The sequence below is a fragment of the Algoriphagus namhaensis genome (genome assembly GCF_042649705.1).
GTDB classification, from domain to species: domain Bacteria; phylum Bacteroidota; class Bacteroidia; order Cytophagales; family Cyclobacteriaceae; genus Algoriphagus; species Algoriphagus namhaensis.
Genome location: NZ_JBHRZS010000006.1, coordinates 791,033 through 806,962 on the forward strand (window position 1 = coordinate 791,033; position 15,930 = coordinate 806,962).

A 15,930-nucleotide genomic window follows, 5' to 3' on the forward strand; every position below is an offset into this window, starting at 1 on the left:
TTTTTTGGGTGATTACTGATTCAATCGATCCCTTTCTTCATCACTTCCTGAGCTTTTGTTCACCCGGAAGCTATCTCCTTTTGCGAAGCTCCACCGAAGTGTAAATCTAATTCCCTGGTTACTGCGATACTGTCTGAAACTAGTATCAATGTCAGCAAAATCTACCTTAGCTCGAATTACTTGAGTACGGAAAATATCCGTAGCGTTTACAGAAATGCTAAGTTTATCCTTCATGATAGATTTGTTGATTCCGGCATCAACCCATCCAAATCCTGCGATCTCTCCTTGGCCCCAAATCTGCGGACCTAAGTACATTCCCATGATTTCAAATTTAAATCCTTTGGGCAAAGTCAAATTATGTTGTGACCTCACCATAAAGGAGGTCTGCGAATTGTCCAAGTAATCGTCTCCAATTTGTGATTTGAACCTATTGTAATTCACTTGTAGCATATTGGAAGTCCCCCACCATTCTCGAAGTTGAACTGGGACGATTGCTCTAAAATTCGCATTTCGTGTCTTGTCAAAATTATCAGTGAAGGTCGTCGTCGATCGGCTTTCATCATCTTGGATAAACACCTGCATAAAAGCATCCTCTGTTTCGCTGTAGCCAAGGGTAAATTGGTACATGCCGTTCACCACGTGATTCATCTCAAAGTTATTTGAGTATTGCGGTTTCAAATTAGGATTTCCTCGTTCAGAAGTTAAGGGATCAATGTAATACACAAATGGGTTCAAGAGTCGATAATTGGGCCGTGTAATTCTACGGTTGGCCGTGTAAACGATCTGATACTTTTCGCTGATCTGATGCTGGACAAATACACTTGGAAAAAGATTAAAATATTCCTGTGTGTTCACTTGCCCAAGGGTTACAGAATTGCCTTTGATATCGGAATACTCCCCTCTTAGTCCTGCTTGAAAAGACACCTTCTCCGAAAACTTCCCTTTGTACGAACCATAGGCGGCAAGCACATTTTCATTGTAAATAAACTGATTACTATTCGGATCTGGCTCAAAAGGACCATCTGCTATCGCTCTACTCAAATCAAGATTGTTGTCCGACCTTACCCAAGATCCTTTCAACCCTGTTTCCAAAGTTGCTCCATTTTTACCTACCGGCTTCACTAAATCTACCTTAGAGGTAAAAATCGTATAGTACATATCATTGAGGGTTAGGATTTGATCCATTTGTGTGTTTTCAAAATCCTCACCTATCCAATAGCTATTCTCTAGAAGTGCCTCACTGTCTGCATTCATTCGAGTGAAATCCACGTCTGCAGAGAGTTTTGTACCCAAAGTGTCCAGCTTACCAGCATAGTGGAGATTAGCAAAGATTCGGTCACTGTGTCCGCTCGCATCATTTTCAGAGCTCAAAAAACTGTTTTCTTCCCCAGGTGTGGTGATTTCCGTGAAGGAGGTATTGTTCGCTGCGTCATTGGAGGTAGATGCCTGAAAATTAAATCCAAGATTGTGCATTTCATTCACCTCATAATTCACTGCACCATTGGCAAACCAATTCTTATCTCTTTGTTGGATTCTAGAGTCTTGCCCGAAATTTGAAATTCCCTCTGGAACCATAAAATTTCTTTGAATATCCAATTCGTTCACTATCGCGTATTGGCTGTAATTTGCGTTCAAGTTGGAAGTCCATTTTCCCTTTTTCACGTTAAGTGCGAGGCCGGTCATAGGAGCCCATTGGCCATTGTATTGTCCTCCACTTTGAACATTTCCAAAAAGACCATCGACTGTATTCTTTTTCAAAATGATATTGATTACTCCCGCTGATCCCTCTGCGTCAAAACGTGAGGATGGGTTATTTATGACTTCAAGGCTTTTGATATTCTCCGCAGGCATCGCTCTAAGGAAGTTTGCGAGGTCTGTGGCACTCATGTACGTTTGTCGATCATTGATCATCACCACGACACCTGTACGTCCGTTAAGATTGATGATACCGTCCTGATCTACATAGATACCAGGAGAGCGGCCGATCACATCCAACACATTGGAGCCTTCAGCCATCACAGTTCCTTCGACATTCACGATGGTTTTGTCAGGCTCGATAATGATTTCAGGTCGGGTGGATTGAACAGTAACTGCATCTAGGCCGGTCATTTCATCCTCAAGGAGCAGGCTTCCCATGTCCTTTTTCATTCCTGAGATCAATTCAAAAACTTCTGAAGTAAATGTGGTATACCCGATCGAAGATGCCACTAGGATTACTTCTCCCGTTTTGACCGTTTCGATCAGAAAATTTCCCTCTTCATCAGAGACTGTGCCATCCACTAAGCCGCCTCCGTCATTTGCGATCAGAGCAACATTAGCATAGGGAATGGGATTATTATTTTGGTCTAGTAAAGAGCCCGAAATTTTGCTAACCTCGGCTGCTGCCAAGTTGCTGATGCCGAGGAAATAAATCAGCATCGTAAAAAAGAAAATGCTCGTGGTTTTCATTCGTAAAGTTGGTTTTGTTTTCACCCTAAGCATGAAAAAGGAATGCCAAGACACCAAAACCAGCCTAAACAAGCCAAAAGGCTTATTTGAATTAGTCTTCTAAAAATAAGTGTATCAAAAGTGAACACTTTATTGATACGTTTTGAAACAAAAAACCCTGACTGAATAGCCAGGGTTTCTTTTGCGAGAGCTATAATTTATAGCGCTGCGTGGTATCTTTTCTCGACTTCCTCCCAGTTTACAATATTCCAAAAAGCAGAAATGTAATCTGGTCTTCTGTTCTGATAGTTTAGGTAATATGCGTGCTCCCATACATCCAATCCTAAAATTGGAGTTCCTTTAATTTCAGAAATGTCCATCAATGGATTATCCTGATTTGGGGAAGAAGTAATCTCCAAAGCACCAGTTGCGGTGACGATTAGCCACGCCCAGCCCGATCCGAATCGTGTTGCTGCTGTATTAGAAAAATGATCTTTAAACTCTTCGAAGTTGCCAAATTTGGCATTGATTGCACCCGCAATATCACCAGTAGGAGTTCCTCCACCATTAGGAGAAAGGATAGACCAGAAAAGGCTATGGTTGTAGTGCCCTCCACCGTTATTTCTTACTGCAGTGTTTGATCCTGCCACCTTTTGAAGTTCTTCAAGAGTTTTGCCAGCGAGGTCAGTGCCTTCTATCGCTGCATTCAATTTGCTCACATATCCAGCATGATGCTTTCCATGGTGAATCTCCATGGTTCTGGAATCGATATGTGGTTCTAGTGCCGCAGGGGCATAAGGTAGTGATGGTAATTCAAAAGCCATTTTGTGTTATTTTTTGGTGAAACAATAATTGATCGTCTTAGATCTATTTTAGCAACTGAGACTGGGGTGAAAAGGTTCTCCAACGATGAAAATCCGGGCTATTTTCTGAGTTTTTGAAAAAAAGTTTGGAGCAAGCTTTCGGATTCTGCTGCTAAGGTTCCTTCGGTCCATTTAGTTTTGGGGTGAAGTACGTCAGCTTGTTTGTTTCGAAAGCCTCTTTTCGGGTCTGAAGCCGCAAAATGAATTTCAGAAATTTGAGACCAAAAGAGAGCTCCTGCACACATAAGGCAAGGCTCCAAAGTGACGTAGAGTTTGCAGTCGATCAAGTACTTTGCTCCTAGCGTATTAGCTGCGGAAGTGATCGCAAGCATTTCTGCATGGGCAGTGACATCATTGAGCTTTTCGGTTTGATTATAAGCACGGGCGATAATGCGATTATTCGATACAATTACTGCACCCACAGGAATTTCTCCCTCCTCAAAGGCATATTCAGCTTGCTTCAGGGCCTCATTCATGTAGTACTCGTCACTGAATAGCTCCACGATATTACTTGAAATAGTCCAAGATCTCGTTTCTCACTCCTTCATTGATAATCACAGCCAATACAAGTGAAACCAAAAGACCTATCAAAGCTTTCACGGCATCATTTTTCCCAAGTCTGAAGGCTCGAGATACCCACTTAGATCGATCATCTGATTTTTTGGTTTCCTTACCAATGGCAATCGCCAATTCCCTTCCTGCCAAGAGACCAATGAAAACCCATGTAGTACTCATCGGTACACTGTTGTAGAGTTTGAAGTAGAAAAGTATGATGGCATAGACAAAATCCACAATAGTGGCAGCTCGCACGTCAGTGACATTTGATTTTTCATTGACAATCCCCTGAATCTTATCTCCTTTCATGTAGAATAGGAAACCAAGTCCAAAAAAGACGAAGCCAGCATAGGCGATGAATTCGTAGAGATTAAGCTGCCGAGGAAGAAATACGGCGATGTTCGCTGCATCCTGCATAATCCAGACAGCCCAAAGCGTCCCAGAAGTGATCCATTGCAAATAAATCCAGTAGGGAGCCGGTTTTCCCTTAAGGTGGTTTTTGACAAAGCGTTCAAGCAAAAACCAAACGATGATCGCTATAAAGAAAGCCAAGAAATACCCTGAAATACTCTTGGTCATCACGTCTACTATAGTCCCCGCTTTGTAAGTAAATACATTGAGCAAAAGAAAGGTGGTGGACACCGGCATTCTCAGCCTGGTCATGATCAACAAGACAATTGGCGCTGCCAGCTGTAAGAATACGAAGCTTTCGGGTGCCTTTTCAAGACCTTTGGTGGTGAGGCGCTCATAACTCACATCCCCTCCATAGGTCATCCAGCTATAGGTCACTGTACCCACAAAGATCAAACCCATAAAAAGCCAAAGCCAATACCACTTCTTTTGCTGATTGGAGGCTATAAAGGTGCCAATGGTTTGAATACTATCATTCGCAATGGCAGAGTAGGCAGCAAGGGCAAACCCAAACCACATGGCAGCGTAGGTGTACGGAGTAATGACCCCTGCGATAGAAATAAGTACACAAATGATAATCAAGAAAGTCCTCTCCCGTTTCGTGAAATCAAAAAGTGAGTACGATTTTCTGCTTAGTTTATCAGGCCTTATGTTTTGGTCGAGACTTTTCTTGGGTGACATGCTTGGGAGCTAATTCGGCCCTAAATTAAACAAGTTATGCTACTGTCTTTGTTAACAAATTGTTAAGGAAGCAATAAATCCGTACATAGCCATCTGAATCTTAAGGTTTTTAGCAAAAAAATTTCAAATTTTGATCCCTCGCTTAGATCACCTCTTGCTTAACTTTCCAAAAGGCTTTCCCAAGTCTTGTTTTGTTTTTGGTATAGGGCTGAGTAAAAAAATCAATGGTAAACCAACTAAACAGAGCAAGTAGGCTACAAAGAGTAACGAGCTATCTTCTGATGCTTGTTGCGCTTGCGTTTTTCATTTTTGCGATCGATTTATTGACCGTTTCCATGGGAAATCTCAATAATTCTGTAGCAAACAGTATTCTGCTGGCTACCAAAAATCCTTTCGTCGGTCTTTTCATTGGGATTTTGATGACTGCCTTGATTCAAAGCAGCTCCACTGTGACCTCGACAGTGGTTGCCGTGGTCGCTGCCGGAAACCTCGAACTTCAACAGGCGGTTCCTCTTGTTTTGGGGGCAAATATCGGTACCACCATCACCTCTACATTGGTGTCGCTCTCTTATTTGATGAAAAAGAAGCAATTCCGTCGCGCACTTTCTGCCGGAATCCTGCATGACTTCTTCAATATTTTCACTGTATTGATTTTACTGCCCCTGGAATTGACTTTTGGGTTTCTCACCAAACTGTCCTCTTCTGCGGCGCAGCTCTTTTCGGATGAAACCTATAGTGGCTCCTTTGTTTATAGCAAATTGTTCACAAGGCCCTTGACAGAATGGCTCGCAGGAATTATCGATATCCCATTCGTCACTCTGATTATTTCCATTTTTATGATTTTTGGAGCGATCAAGCTCCTCACCACTTCAGTCTATAGAGCATTCATCGTCGAAACCTTCCAAGACATTAGTAAGGTGATTTTCAGACAGCCTTATTTGTCTCTTTTTTATGGAATTTTCTTTACGGCAGCTGTGCAGTCAAGTACGGTAACCACCTCGCTGGTCGTTCCTTTGGTAGCCAATAAAAGAGTCCCCCTAGCTAGTTCCTTTCCTTTTATCATTGGGGCGAATATTGGAACAACAGTGACTGCGGCAATAGCTGCGATCTATAAAACTGAGGCTGCCATTGCATTGGCACTCGTTCACTTCTTTATCAATATTTTTGGGGCATTGATCTTTATGCCTTTCCCCATCATTCGGAATATACCTGTTCAACTCGCTGCGAGACTCGGTAAAAAATCATCCAATACTCGATTGATTGGCTTTGCCTATATTCTACTCACCTTCTTTATTATTCCTTTTATCCTGATTTACTTCAGTAAATAATTTCTGATCGGTAAAAGGACAGAGGAGTCGATCTATCCCAGCTTGCACGAAGTCTACGGCAAGTTGTTCATTTTTTCCTTCCCAAAAAGTCATGATTCCGACCTGAGAACTCAAATTTGCCCGAAGGGCTTTAATCCAATCTAAGTCTGACTTACTTGCTTCATTCACTCCCAAAATGATATAATCTGCTCCTCCATCTTGGATGGAACGCGCGATTTCAAATAACTCTTCAAGGGATTTTATCCAGCGCTCATCCACCATAACAGAAAGCAAACACCCTGATTCATGGCAGACTTTTGCTAATTGGGCAATTTCAATTTTGGGCCAAGTCATACCCGATCGATAAGCCGTCTGAGACCAAACCATTTGGATACCCAGCGCCCCTTGTGCAATGGCTTCCTTGGCTTCTGTCAACTTTGTCAAGCTTTGCTGAAAGCCATGTGGATAACCCACCACAGTGCTCACCATGCAGTCTGATTCGCCCAAATCCCTCACAGCTTTCTTCACCCAAAAAGGGGAAACCGTGATTCCCGTCACTTGATTATTTCTTTTCAGGGTATCAATGGACTCGCTTAAAAAGGAGCCGTTTAGCTCTGGGTCTAGAAAAGTTGGCTCGAGAAATCTTGGATTGAGTTTCATTCCAAATTGCTATTCCTGGCCATCCACATAATCTCTCAAGCCCATAAACTCTAGAGTTAAATCGCCATCTCTACAGATGGTGGCTCGCTCCAATACCGGAGCGTTTTCTTCCAGTAAGGCTGGAATGACCCATTCTCTGAGTTGGACTCCAAAGCCATGGCTTGCATCACGAGGCAATTCACAGGGCAAATTATCCACGGCCATAACCGAAATACTTGTCTGTTTTGAAAAGGCCGGAATCTCTTGTAAAGTCTCTCGATCCACGTCGTAAATTGGATCTGCGATCGTACTCGGTCTTTGGGTCGTGGGAATGGAACCATCGATATCGCAGGTGATATCAGCAATGACTGAAATGGCGAAATCTTCACTCTGAATATCCTTTAATTGGAATAATCGTGGTGCTCTAGGGTCCCAATAGGATGCCCCTATTAAAATATCCGCTACCTCTGTATATTTCTCAAAATCACTCTCGTACAATTCAGGTCGAGAATAAAACTCCTGAAGGTCAAATCCCCCATCGGTCTTTCGTCTGTTGATTTCTTCCGAGTCCAAATTGGTAAATACCGGTTCTTCGAAATAATCATTGCGAAAGGAAGATTCAGATACCTCTTTGATGGGTATGGCCTCCAAAATCTCCCGAGCACCTAACCCAACTTTTCCACTTCCGGTCAGGATAATCTTAATCGGCGGCAATTGGATTTTTTTCAATTCCTCGTGAAGTTCATTCAGGTCAAAGCAGGCATTTGCCTCCTTGAGGTCATATAGTCCCGACTTTTTGCCATAGGTAAGAAAAGCATTATATGCCCCAACTATTCCAGCCCAGCGACCAAAAGCAACAACTCGAACCCCTGCATCATTTTTCAAGGCTTCATAGTCAATCATCCGGATATTTTTATCCAGCATAGCCTGCAAAAGCGGTCTATTATAAGGTTGCTTTTTGATCGTATGCGAAAAGAAAAAATAAGTCTTTCCGGGAATCAGGGAAGGAATAGGCACCTCTTTGACCCCAAAAAGTACATCACAATCTGAAATATCTTCCACCACTGCTACACCAGCTTCACGATACTCTTCATCCGTAAATGATCGGATATCACTAGATTGCACCGCTATACTCAACTGATCTCCAAAAGTCTCTTGGATTTCGGCCAATTGAGCAGGGGTAAAGGCCACCCGCATATCTGGTGGATTTTTCCCCTCATGAATAATTCCAATTTTCATACGCTTATCTTGGGCTAAATTAGAAATGAAGATATGATTTATTATCTCTCGCTTGTCTTACTTTGGGCTGGATTTTATGCCAGCCACAGTATTCTCGCTTCGGTAAAGGTAAAAAGAAAATTAGAGGGAGTGTGGGGAGATGGAATGAAATGGTATAGACTTTTATATTCCTTGATCTCTCTTTTATTTTTAGGAATTATTCTCTGGTTTTCTACCCAAGTTCCTTATCGTCAATTGATGCCTAACTCACCCTTCGGCACCTATGTGGGCTACATGCTGGCGACCTTCGGTACAATCATTCTAGTTAAATCAGGCAAATCTATTTCTATCAAATCCTTCTTGGGTATTGTTCCTGAAAAAGAAAAATCTCAAAAGTTAATTACCGAAGGACTTTATAAATACACTAGACATCCCTTGTATGCAGGGCTTTTGCTCATTTTTTTAGGGTACTTCTTTGTGTCACCTACCCTTTCGGTGACAATCCATTGTATCTGCCTAATCGTCTATCTGCCCTTTGGAATTTATTTTGAGGAAAAAAACCTAGTATCAATTTTCGGAAGTGACTACCAAGACTATCAAGACCAGGTACCTCAATTTTTCCCAAGAATTGGTAAAAAAAAAGAGGCCTGAAGCCTCTTTAAATTTTAATCCAGTCCTCGGAAATCAAACTCGAAAAGTAAAATCGAATTCGCTGGAATTCTCGAGTTACTGGTTTGATCCCTATATCCCCATGGGGATGGGATAATCATAATCCCTTTGGTTTTGGGACGAACTCTTCTAAACCCAATATCCCAACCGGAAATCACATTTCCTGATCCCATTACAAAATTGAACACGGTATACCTACGACCCTCAACATAAAGATCATTGTCTCGAGCGACTTGCTCCAAATTGGTGTCGAAAATCGAGCCGTCCTCCATAAGGGAACCTATATAATCGGAATAAACCACATTACCAGTTCGAGGTCTACTGCCTTCTCCTTCTTCCTGGACGATAATCACCACCCCACTTGGATCATGAATTCGGTACAAGCTATCAATACGAGCTGTATCCAAAAAAGCCACAATCTTCACACTATCGATGGCCAGATTGGCATCACGATCATAAGTCGGACCAGCAGCGAATGGATTATTTGGCTCACAACCCATCGCGGTGATTAATCCGATCACAAATAAGAAGGGTATTAGTTTTTTCATAATCAATTATTATCTGGGCCTTTGACTACTTGGAGTAAGTCTAGTTCAAATATAAGTGGAGCATCAATCGGGATACCGGCAGGTGGATTGCTTCCATATCCGAAAATCGATGGCATAATCACCGTGGCCTTGTCACCAGATTCCATTTGATTGACTGCAAATTCAAAACCATCAATCAGTGATCTACGCCCCAAGACAAATCTAATTGGAACATAGTTTCTGTTTGCATCAAAGACATTGTTGGCTCTAGCTACTGAATCAATACTAGTATCAAATACCTGATTAGTCAGTAGACGACCAATGTAATCCACTCTTAAAGTATCCCCAATTTCTGCAGCTACACCTGAGCCGGAAAGCTCCTGCCAAAAGATCTGTATTCCAGTAACTTCGTCGTTAAATTCCTGAACACTAGAAATTGGGTTTGATTCCAGATATTCGGCAATAGCCTTTTTATCCTCGTTCAGAATCGCATCCTCTGTTTGATCAGGATCGATACAAGAAAGCATCCCTAAAGCAAAAAGGGGAGCTATGAATAAGGAAAATTTTCTTACTCTCATCATTTAGTTTTATTTCAAATTGGTTGATTGTGGTGCCCAATTATTTTTGGACATCCATCACCTCTACGTCAAAAACCAAGATAGAGTTTGGACCAATTAGTCCTCCAGCACCATTTTCACCGTAACCCAGAGGAGAAGGAATCAAAAATTTAGCCTTAGCTCCTTTGGTCAATAACAGGAGACCTTCATCCCATCCTGGGATAACTTGGCCCATGCCTACATTCACAGGTAGAGGAGAATAATCTCTATTCGGATTAAACACCTCATTAGCCTGAGCCAACTCTGGATTAGACGTATCGAATAATCGACCATCTAGGAGGTAGCCAGCATAGTCCACATACATAGTGGTTCCTGGAGTGACTTCTTCCCCGTTTCCTTTTCTTTCGATAATGTAATAGAGACCATTTTCAGTTTTTTGAAGCTCAAGGCCATTATCAGCAGCATACTGTTCGATGACAGCAGCTTCTTCCACCATCAGTTCTTTAGCACGCTCAGCAACTTTAGCATTTTCAGCAGCCATCGCCTCTTGAAAAAGGGCCTCAATTCCTTGTTGATCTACCACATCAAATGCACCCAAAGCTACCTTCACCAATTCATCTGCCTGTAGGAAAGGAGGCTGATTATTTCCAAAGATCACAGAGGCTGGAGCTTGAAAAGAAATACTATCACCTTTTCTTAGGCTAAGAAAAATCTCATCCATTCCATTGTTTGCTGGAAGAGAATCATTTGCCTGCAGATAGCCAGGGAAAGGCTGATCTAGGGTAGAGTAAATGACCGAATCAGACTCAGTCTGAATGACCAAATTGTACATCACGTACATGCCATTTTCTGGCTTTTCTGAACCTTCAGAGTGATACCTATATTCAATCCCGTCCTGCTCAGTCACCTCAGTTCGCTGGCAAGATGAAAGGGTACTTACTCCAAAAATCAAGGCAGCAATTGCCCAAAGGCTCTTCGTGTTTTTCATAAAGTTTTTAAATTATTCAGTTTTTTGTGGGGTATTAAACAGTTTGTTCTGCTAAGTCCTTGGTGGGGAACAGGGTGTCTTTATTTTCCTCAACCAAGTCTTCAAATCGTTGGATAGTAGCTCGCATGCTCAAATGAGATTTTCCGCCAGCTGCATTTTTATGTCCGCCGCCATTCCAGAAAGATGCTGCAAATTTATTGACTGCAACATCTGCGGATGATCGAAAGGAGATTTTAATTCCATCTTCTCGTTCAGAAAATAGGGCTGCCATGTGGATACCGTCCAAAGATAAGGCATAATTGACCAATCCTTCGGTGTCACCGGTACGGCTTTCGTATTTTTTAAGATCTTTTTTGCCGATTATGAAATACGCCAAATGCAAGTCTTCCCGAACCACCAATCTTCTACTGATCGCAAATCCTATAAATTTCAATCGATTCACAGAATTTGAATCATAGATCCAATTTGCGATTTGGGAGTTATCCGCACCCATTTCGATCAGGTCTGCCACCACGTGATGTACATTTTTTGTGGTATTTGGGTGTCTAAATCCTCCGGTATCTGTCATAATCCCGGCATAAAGACACTCGGCAATATCCTTGTCGATAAGTTTTTTGTCTCCCAGTTTTACGATCAGTTCATATACCAGCTCACAGGTAGCAGCCGCCTCAGTACTCCAAACACGGAAGTCAGCAAAGTCTTCAGGATCCTGGTGATGGTCTATATTCACTACGAAGGCATCAGACCTTCGAATTAGATCACCTAGTTCGTTGACACGATTCAGGACAGAGAAGTCTAGACAGAAAATCACGTCTGCTTCTTTTAATTTCCTTTTGGCCTTGGCTGTTTGTTTCGGAGCGCTAAAATCTAGCACGTCCTCGTTGCCTTTCATCCAATTCAAAAAAGACGGATAGTCCGTAGGGGTGACCACGGTGACCTCGTGACCTTTTTTGATTAAATAGTTGGCTAAGCCCAAAGAAGACCCCAGCGCATCAGCATCCGGCTTGACGTGGGTGGTGATAAATATCTTTTTGGGTGTTGAGATTTCTTTTTGAAATGAGGCGAAAGCTTTCATTCGATAGGTTTAGAGTCCCGCGGGACGCAATTAGCTTGCAAAGGTCTATAATTTTTATCCAAATCCCAATAGCTGCATTTTCCTGAAAATGAGTGGACTTGGGGAGAAATAACGGATATGACTCGGAGAATGATGTGAAATCCTATATTTTTGCGCCCAAATTAAACCCTGGAAACAGACACACAATGGCAACAAACAGAACATTCACCATGATTAAGCCTGATGCTTTCGAAGCAGGCAACTCTGGAGCGATCTTGAAAATGATCGAGGAAGCTGGATTCAAAATCGTAGCGATGAAGGCTACTCAACTGAGCAAAGAGCTTGCTGGCAAGTTTTATGCAGTACACAGCGAAAGACCATTCTACGCTGATCTTTGCGCATACATGTCATCAGGACCTATTATCGCCGCTATCCTTGAAAAGGACAACGCTGTGGAAGACTTCAGAAAATTAATCGGTGCTACTAACCCTGCAGATGCTGCGGAAGGTACTATCAGAAAGATTTTTGCAAAGTCTATCGAAGCAAATGCAGTTCACGGTTCTGACTCTGACGAGAATGCTGCCATCGAAGGCGCGTTTTATTTCTCTCAGTTTGAGCGAGTAGGATAATTCATCTAGTATCATCTCATAAAAAAAGAGCGCAAATGCGCTCTTTTTTTGATTTTAGTCAAGATTAATTCCCTGGCTATCAATTCCTTTACCAGCTGCCTCCAGCTCCTCCGCCTCCGAAAGAGCCTCCACCAAAACCTCCAAAACCGCCGCCACCACCGAAGCCACCGCCTCCAAAAGAACCACCGCCGGATTTGAAATCACCGAATTTCCCTCCATTACCACCACGTAGCAAATTGGCTAGCATGATCGTGGTCCAAAGATCTACACCGCCTCCGCGACCACCCATGTGATTATTGTTATCATTCCTATTTCTCAAGAGGGGCAAAATGATAAAGATGAAAATGAACAGCAGAACAAGGAAAAACCCTCCTCCACTGTTGCCATCAGATTGTACATCTTCAGCCTTGTACTCGCCAGAAGCCAATTTGAAAATCATATCTGTGGCCTGGTCCATACCAGTATAATATGCTTCCTGTTTGAAATTTGGGATGATTAGGTTCTCGACAATTCGCTTCGCAAGCGCATCCGGAATAGCTCCCTCTAACCCATAGCCAGTAGCAATAAATACTTTCCTATCCTTCATTGCGGCTAGGATGAGAACCCCATTGTCATTGGCTGATCCGCCTATTCCCCAAAGGTCCCCCAGCTTGAAGGCATAGTCAGAGATATCATTTTGTCCCACAGACTGGATCATTACGATAGAGACCTGATTGGAGGTACTATCGTCGTAGGCTACAAGCTTTTGTTCCAGACTTGCGAGTTCAGATGAGCTTAATGTATTGGTGAAATCATTAACCAGCCGAGGAGGATTTGGTGCAGGAGGAAACTCCTGCGCAAAACTGCTCACAGCAATACAGGTCAAGAAGAAAATGGTAAATACTCTAATCCCCAAAGGAAATCTCATCTGGTAGTTCGTTTATATCTGTATCCCCATCGTATGGGAAATGGCTTTGGAGTTTGTGGCCAGCAAGCTTAATCCCAAGGGAAAGCCCTTCGGTAAAGCTGCCCTTACGGAATAACTCTTGCATTTGATTTTTGATGGTTTCCCAAAAGTCTTCTTCTACGACTCGATTGATCCCCGCATCACCTAAAATCGCAAACTTGTGATCTTCAACGGCCAGATAGAAAAGCACGCCATTTCTATCCTTGGTTTGGTACATTTTGAGCATTTCAAAAACTTCCGCAGCCCGATCCATCAAATCACCTTTACAGTGATTTTCGATATGCACCTGAATTTCTCCAGAGGTACGTAACTCTGCCGCTTTGATAGCAGCGATGATCTGCTCTCGATCCGATTCTGAAAATAATTTCTGAGGCATGCTTAAAATTCTACGCTTGGAGCGTTTTCCGACCCTGCAGATGCTTTGAATGTACCCTTGGTCTCAAAGTCAAACCAGCCCGCAAAGATGTTATTAGGGAATTGTCTCATATACTGATTGTACCCCACAACAGATTCGTTGAAGTTTCGGCGTGCCACGGCGATTCTATTTTCTGTTCCTTCCAACTGTGCCTGAAGTTCAAGAAAGTTTTGATTTGCCTTCAGATCTGGATAGCGCTCCACAGAAACCAAAAGTCTGCTCAATGCTCCAGAAAGCTGATCTTGAGCTTCTTGAAACTGTGCAAGATTTCCTTCATTCAGATTGGTTGGATCAATGGTAACTGAGGTAGCCTTGGCTCGCGCCTCAATCACTCCAGTCAAGGTTTCTTGCTCAAAATCTGCATACCCTTTCACTGTATTCACAAGATTTGGGATCAGATCTGCTCGTCGCTGATATTGTGTTTCTACTTCTGCCCACTGACCTGCCACAGCTTCATCCATGGTGACAAGCTGATTGTAGGTGCTGACCGATTTGGTGTACATGTAGATCCCGATTACTGCTAGGATTAAAAGTGGGATTAAGAACTTCTTCATAGTAAAGTGTTGGTTAAATTTTTTTCGGTTTTAAATGTCATACATCCTGACTCATGCAAAAATACTTTTTTATTTGATACGACTCCGAGACTAGATTTGCTTTCGTAGCCTCAGCTTGACCACGTAATCTTCGTAATCGTTGAGGTCATTATTACGATATCTTCGAAGAGCAAGTTCTATTTCTTTGCCTTCCTCCGAGCGAAAGAGCTTAATCAATTCGGGCAATTCCCAGATGAAAGTGGGAATTTTATTGATGGCCATGATTTCATCATTTTGTTTAATCCCAAGCTCCTCCGCCGGTGATCCCTCCCTCACTTGCCCCACATAGAAGCGATTGTCGTCAGTATTGATCTTTTTCAAAAAGATCCCACTCATATCAAATTCGAATGGGGCATAAAAATCTCTGCCCTTTCTAGTAAACATCCTTCCTCGAGGATAATCGATAATCAGTCGCATCCGACCAAGTACTTCCGCACCCAAACTGCCTTGCCTCCCAGATTCTTTGATCACGAAGCTGTAGTCATTTTCCTCGGGATAGGAGGTGAGGACATTATCCAATTTCAATCCGCCTACGATAAGACGATCGACACGGCCGATGGAGCCATAAAGTACGCCGCCAAGGGATTGACCCAACTCGGATTCGATGGTTTCTTCAGGCAATTGAATCTCTTCACTCGTCTCCAGATTCAACAGCAATCCATGATTGGCGCCAGTATCGATCAATAATTTGGGATTCAGAATTCCTGCATTCTTTTGCTTGACTTTGGCTTCTATGTAGGGCTTATTGTTTTCTATTGATAGTTCCAGCTTATGATAAAATGGAGGTCTCCATTTCATGGCATCGGTACGGAAAAAGTCAATTTTACTATCATCATAATTTATTCTGATGGGATTGTATTTGAAAAATTCATAGCCCAAAATCCCATAAACGGGAGTTCCGATGACCGCTTCGATTTCCAAGAAATCCTCTTCTAAAACCAGTAAACTTTGAAGCCTTCCTTCGACAGGCCCCAGATCAATATGATTCACTGGCGAGATAAATGCTCCTAGTGTTGTTGACCCATCTGCACCCACTAAATTGATTTTTCGGCTGTATTCCAAAGACATGGCATCGCCAAGATTTTTACTGAACAAAATATTAGCCCTGACCCCAGTATCCACCAAAAAATTAATCGGGACATTTCCGTTGATGCTCACAGGGACAATCACCAGGCTATTGGAGGAAATAAAGGGAATAGTCGCTTTTCTCTCCTTTCCCTTAATAAAAAAGCCAGGCACCTGAGCACTGAGGCTAAGACTTAGCCCAAAAACAAAAATCAAAATGAGTAAGACCCTCCTATTCATTGGCAAAGCATGGATGATTCTATAATTTAAGGAAAATTGCCGAAGCGAACTATCTCGATAACGAGTCCAATCAGGATGATGTTTATCTCTGGTTTCGCCCATCCAAATAAATTAGAATAAAATCAAATTACTGGAATGATCTCGGT

17 protein-coding genes are annotated in these 15,930 nt (G+C 42.5%); 3 read left to right on the top strand and 14 right to left on the bottom strand.

Translation table 11 applies throughout. The features are described from left to right. Positions 1-12 precede the first annotated feature (12 nt). The 4 genes from ACFOSV_RS06970 to ACFOSV_RS06985 form a co-directional block, all read right to left on the bottom strand. Positions 13-2,448 carry a TonB-dependent receptor domain-containing protein gene (locus ACFOSV_RS06970; protein WP_377904781.1) on the bottom strand — a complete coding sequence of 812 codons (2,436 nt, stop codon included), beginning with the start codon at positions 2,446-2,448 and terminating at the stop codon, positions 13-15. 197 nt (positions 2,449-2,645) lie between these two features. Next, positions 2,646-3,251 carry a superoxide dismutase gene (locus ACFOSV_RS06975; protein ID WP_377904783.1) on the bottom strand — a complete coding sequence of 202 codons (606 nt, stop codon included), beginning with the start codon at positions 3,249-3,251 and terminating at the stop codon, positions 2,646-2,648. Between the two features lie 98 nt (positions 3,252-3,349). After that, entirely contained in the window at positions 3,350-3,793 is a 444-nt protein-coding gene (locus ACFOSV_RS06980; RefSeq protein ID WP_377904785.1) for a nucleoside deaminase, read from the bottom strand. Between the two features lie 4 nt (positions 3,794-3,797). Further along, on the bottom strand, positions 3,798-4,937 hold the full coding sequence (locus ACFOSV_RS06985; protein ID WP_377904787.1) for a hypothetical protein: 1,140 nt from the start codon (positions 4,935-4,937) through the stop codon (positions 3,798-3,800). Between the two features lie 224 nt (positions 4,938-5,161). Between ACFOSV_RS06985 and ACFOSV_RS06990 the strand changes: the two genes are divergently transcribed. Then, the gene (locus ACFOSV_RS06990; protein ID WP_377904789.1) at positions 5,162-6,265 is read left to right on the top strand and encodes a Na/Pi symporter; all 1,104 of its coding nucleotides are present in this window, start codon (positions 5,162-5,164) and stop codon (positions 6,263-6,265) included. Here ACFOSV_RS06990 and ACFOSV_RS06995 read toward each other — a convergent pair. Both ACFOSV_RS06995 and ACFOSV_RS07000 read right to left on the bottom strand, forming a co-directional pair. Further along, a complete protein-coding gene (locus ACFOSV_RS06995; protein WP_377904791.1) occupies positions 6,215-6,904 on the bottom strand; it encodes a 2-deoxyribose-5-phosphate aldolase in 690 nt (229 codons plus the stop codon). The two genes, ACFOSV_RS06990 and ACFOSV_RS06995, sit on opposite strands and share 51 nt — an antisense overlap. 9 nt (positions 6,905-6,913) lie before the next feature. After that, a complete protein-coding gene (locus ACFOSV_RS07000; RefSeq protein WP_377904793.1) occupies positions 6,914-8,122 on the bottom strand; it encodes an NAD(P)-dependent oxidoreductase in 1,209 nt (402 codons plus the stop codon). Positions 8,123-8,155: 33 nt separating this feature from the next. Here ACFOSV_RS07000 and ACFOSV_RS07005 point away from each other — a divergent pair, with 33 nt between their 5' ends. Continuing rightward, on the top strand, positions 8,156-8,752 hold the full coding sequence (locus ACFOSV_RS07005; RefSeq protein WP_377904795.1) for a methyltransferase family protein: 597 nt from the start codon (positions 8,156-8,158) through the stop codon (positions 8,750-8,752). A 14-nt stretch (positions 8,753-8,766) separates the two neighbouring features. Here the strand turns inward: ACFOSV_RS07005 and ACFOSV_RS07010 are convergent, their stop codons facing one another. The 4 genes from ACFOSV_RS07010 to ACFOSV_RS07025 are packed head-to-tail and all read right to left on the bottom strand — an operon-like array spanning position 8,767 to position 11,917. After that, the gene (locus ACFOSV_RS07010; protein ID WP_377904797.1) at positions 8,767-9,318 is read right to left on the bottom strand and encodes an FKBP-type peptidyl-prolyl cis-trans isomerase; all 552 of its coding nucleotides are present in this window, start codon (positions 9,316-9,318) and stop codon (positions 8,767-8,769) included. A 2-nt stretch (positions 9,319-9,320) separates the two neighbouring features. Next, positions 9,321-9,878: an FKBP-type peptidyl-prolyl cis-trans isomerase gene (locus ACFOSV_RS07015; RefSeq protein WP_377904799.1), complete on the bottom strand. Its 558-nt coding sequence runs from the start codon at positions 9,876-9,878 to the stop codon at positions 9,321-9,323. A gap of 37 nt (positions 9,879-9,915) precedes the next feature. Further along, positions 9,916-10,842 (bottom strand): FKBP-type peptidyl-prolyl cis-trans isomerase, encoded by a 927-nt coding sequence (locus ACFOSV_RS07020; protein ID WP_377904801.1) that lies wholly within the window; start codon positions 10,840-10,842, stop codon positions 9,916-9,918. Positions 10,843-10,876: 34 nt separating this feature from the next. Further along, positions 10,877-11,917: a DHH family phosphoesterase gene (locus ACFOSV_RS07025; RefSeq protein ID WP_377904803.1), complete on the bottom strand. Its 1,041-nt coding sequence runs from the start codon at positions 11,915-11,917 to the stop codon at positions 10,877-10,879. Between the two features lie 185 nt (positions 11,918-12,102). On the opposite strand from ACFOSV_RS07025, the gene ACFOSV_RS07030 reads away from it, so the two are divergent. Next, entirely contained in the window at positions 12,103-12,525 is a 423-nt protein-coding gene (locus tag ACFOSV_RS07030) for a nucleoside-diphosphate kinase (RefSeq protein ID WP_377904805.1), read from the top strand. An 88-nt stretch (positions 12,526-12,613) separates the two neighbouring features. Here ACFOSV_RS07030 and ACFOSV_RS07035 read toward each other — a convergent pair whose 3' ends face one another. From ACFOSV_RS07035 to ACFOSV_RS07050, 4 genes are all read right to left on the bottom strand, one after another. Continuing rightward, on the bottom strand, positions 12,614-13,432 hold the full coding sequence (locus ACFOSV_RS07035; protein ID WP_377904807.1) for a TPM domain-containing protein: 819 nt from the start codon (positions 13,430-13,432) through the stop codon (positions 12,614-12,616). Further along, positions 13,410-13,847 carry a TPM domain-containing protein gene (locus tag ACFOSV_RS07040; RefSeq protein ID WP_377904809.1) on the bottom strand — a complete coding sequence of 146 codons (438 nt, stop codon included), beginning with the start codon at positions 13,845-13,847 and terminating at the stop codon, positions 13,410-13,412. Before ACFOSV_RS07040 ends, ACFOSV_RS07035 begins: the two co-directional genes overlap by 23 nt. A gap of 2 nt (positions 13,848-13,849) precedes the next feature. Then, a complete protein-coding gene (locus tag ACFOSV_RS07045) occupies positions 13,850-14,440 on the bottom strand; it encodes a LemA family protein (RefSeq protein ID WP_377904811.1) in 591 nt (196 codons plus the stop codon). Positions 14,441-14,530: 90 nt separating this feature from the next. Beyond that, positions 14,531-15,886: an aspartyl protease family protein gene (locus ACFOSV_RS07050; protein WP_377904813.1), complete on the bottom strand. Its 1,356-nt coding sequence runs from the start codon at positions 15,884-15,886 to the stop codon at positions 14,531-14,533. Positions 15,887-15,930 lie beyond the last annotated feature (44 nt).